This is a genomic window from Acinetobacter sp. YH18001 (genome assembly GCF_013416975.1).
Lineage (GTDB): Bacteria > Pseudomonadota > Gammaproteobacteria > Pseudomonadales > Moraxellaceae > Acinetobacter > Acinetobacter pseudolwoffii.
Map to the genome: position 1 here is coordinate 1 of NZ_VPEU01000112.1, position 2,085 is coordinate 2,085.

At 39.8% G+C, this 2,085-nt stretch carries 3 protein-coding genes; all 3 read left to right on the forward strand.

Going from position 1 to position 2,085, the window contains the following annotated elements; translation table 11 throughout:
- The first annotated feature begins 98 nt into the window (after nt 1–98).
- Complete coding sequence (locus tag FTV48_RS14570) at nt 99–251, forward strand: hypothetical protein (RefSeq protein ID WP_180000759.1); 153 nt, start codon at nt 99–101, stop codon at nt 249–251.
- 250 nt (nt 252–501) lie between these two features.
- Nucleotides 502–1,377 carry an IS30 family transposase gene (locus tag FTV48_RS14575; RefSeq protein WP_180000760.1) on the forward strand — a complete coding sequence of 292 codons (876 nt, stop codon included), beginning with the start codon at nt 502–504 and terminating at the stop codon, nt 1,375–1,377.
- A 46-nt stretch (nt 1,378–1,423) separates the two neighbouring features.
- Nucleotides 1,424–2,085: IS6-like element IS1008 family transposase (locus tag FTV48_RS14580; protein WP_065995618.1), on the forward strand; the 662-nt coding region annotated here is incomplete at its 3' end.

Here is a 2,085-nt window from a genome sequence, read left to right on the forward strand (position 1 = left end):
CATAATTTATTTTGCTGGCGATAAAGAGGATGGGATTTAGGCTTAGACTAACACAATAAAAAAACTCTCATTTTTTCGCAAGTCTTTCTGCGCAACAATTGTCCTACAAACTAAAAACAACTTGGTATAGCCTGATCAGGGCGATTGAATCAAAAAATGGTGGTGGAATTCGTAAAGCACCTTGTGCTCAAGGCAATAATGGTAAAAGTGGCGGTATCCGGGTGATCTATAAAGCGTACAAAATAGCCTAAATTTTATCCCCAGAAATTGGGGATAGTTTTCGCCCTGGAAGAGCTGATAACTTTGGGGAAATTCCAAAATTGAGCATTTTTTAATCTATTGGGACTTGCGCACTATTATTTATAGATTCTCTGTGGCAGCAGATGATTTTTATCGACGCAGATTCAAATCCCAAGTGCGACACATTTGTAGTTAGTTGAAAAAGTTAGGTGTATTCGTAGAATCATTGGACTTTTTCAACTCGCAATTGGAAAGCACACAATGAAGAAATACACCCAACTTTCTCAAGATGAAAGATACGAAATTTATGCTACTTTGAAAAGTAAAAGTTCAATCGCTAGCCTTGCTCGGGAGTTAGGGCGTTCACGATCAACCATCTACCGTGAATTAAAAAGAAATACTGGGCAACGTGGATATAGAGCTCAACAGGCAGCGAAATTTGCAAGTCAAAGACGGTACCGTCCTTCATCACCCATGACAGCATTTGCCTTCGCTTATATTGATTACTTGATTGGCTTGGACTGGTCACCAGAACAAATTTTAGGCGCTTTAACACAACGCGGTTGGCTGGATGTACCTTCACATGAGTGGATTTACCAGTACATTTATGAAGATAAATCAAAAGGCGGTAAACTCCACCTACATTTAAGGCATCAGAAGAAATATCGAAAACGAGGTTACAAAAACACGGATCGTAGGGGGCAAATCATTGATAAAACAAGTATTCATTGCCGAGACCAGGTCATTGATCAACGACAACGTTTAGGAGATTTCGAAGGTGACACTGTAATTGGTAAACATCATAAAGGTGCTTTATTAACTCTCGTTGATCGAAAGAGCTTGTACGTACATATTGTTCATTTAGGGCCAACGAGAGCATCCTCTCAAACGATTACTTGTGCATTAGATCGTTTACGGATGAGCCATGCTTATAGTGTTACTTTTGATAATGGTAAGGAATTTGCCGAACACAAAAGAATCACTGATGCCGGCATAGATACGTATTTTGCTGATCCTTACAAGTCTATTCAACGAGCAAGGAATGAAAATACGAATGGTTTAATCCGGCAATATCTGCCAAAATCATCATCGTTTGATGACGTGTCAAACGAACAAATAGGGCACCGTTGCAAATAGGCTGACATGATAAGCTAAATATCTTATTTATTTCGAGATACAGCAGATGAATCCCTTCCATGGTCGGCACTTTCAAGGTGAAATCATTCTTTGGGCTGTTCGTTGGTATTGTAAATATGGCATCAGCTATCGTGAACTTCAAGAAATGCTCGCTGAACGAGGTGTGAATGTTGACCACACCACAATTTATCGTTGGGTTCAGCGTTATGCTCCAGAAATGGAAAAACGCTTACGCTGGTATTGGCGTAATCCTACAGATTTACATTCATGGCATATGGATGAGACTTATATCAAAGTGAAGGGGCGATGGACTTACCTGTATCGTGCAGTTGATCAACGTGGTCATACGATTGACTTTTACCTTTCCGCTAGACGGAACAGTAAATCAGCCTATTGTTTTTTAGGAAAGATCTTCAATACGGTGAAAAAATGGCAAATTCCACGGGTCATCAATACAGATAAAGCAGCGACCTATGGCCATGCTTTATCACGGTTAAAGCGAGAAGGAAAATGTCCAGTAGATATTGAGCACAGGCAGATTAAGTATAAAAATAATGTCATTGAATGTGATCATGGTAAGTTAAAGCGGATCATCAGGGCCACATTAGGATTCAAATCTATGAAGACGGCTTATGCCACAATTAAAGGTATTGAAGTCATGCGTGCACTACGTAAAGGACAAGCATCGTCATTTTATTATGGTCAGCC

Excerpts from the sequence above, each read along its gene's own strand:
- FTV48_RS14575 (WP_180000760.1), top strand. The coding sequence starts at position 502 with ATGAAGAAATACACCCAACTTTCTCAAGATGAAAGATACGAAATTTAT.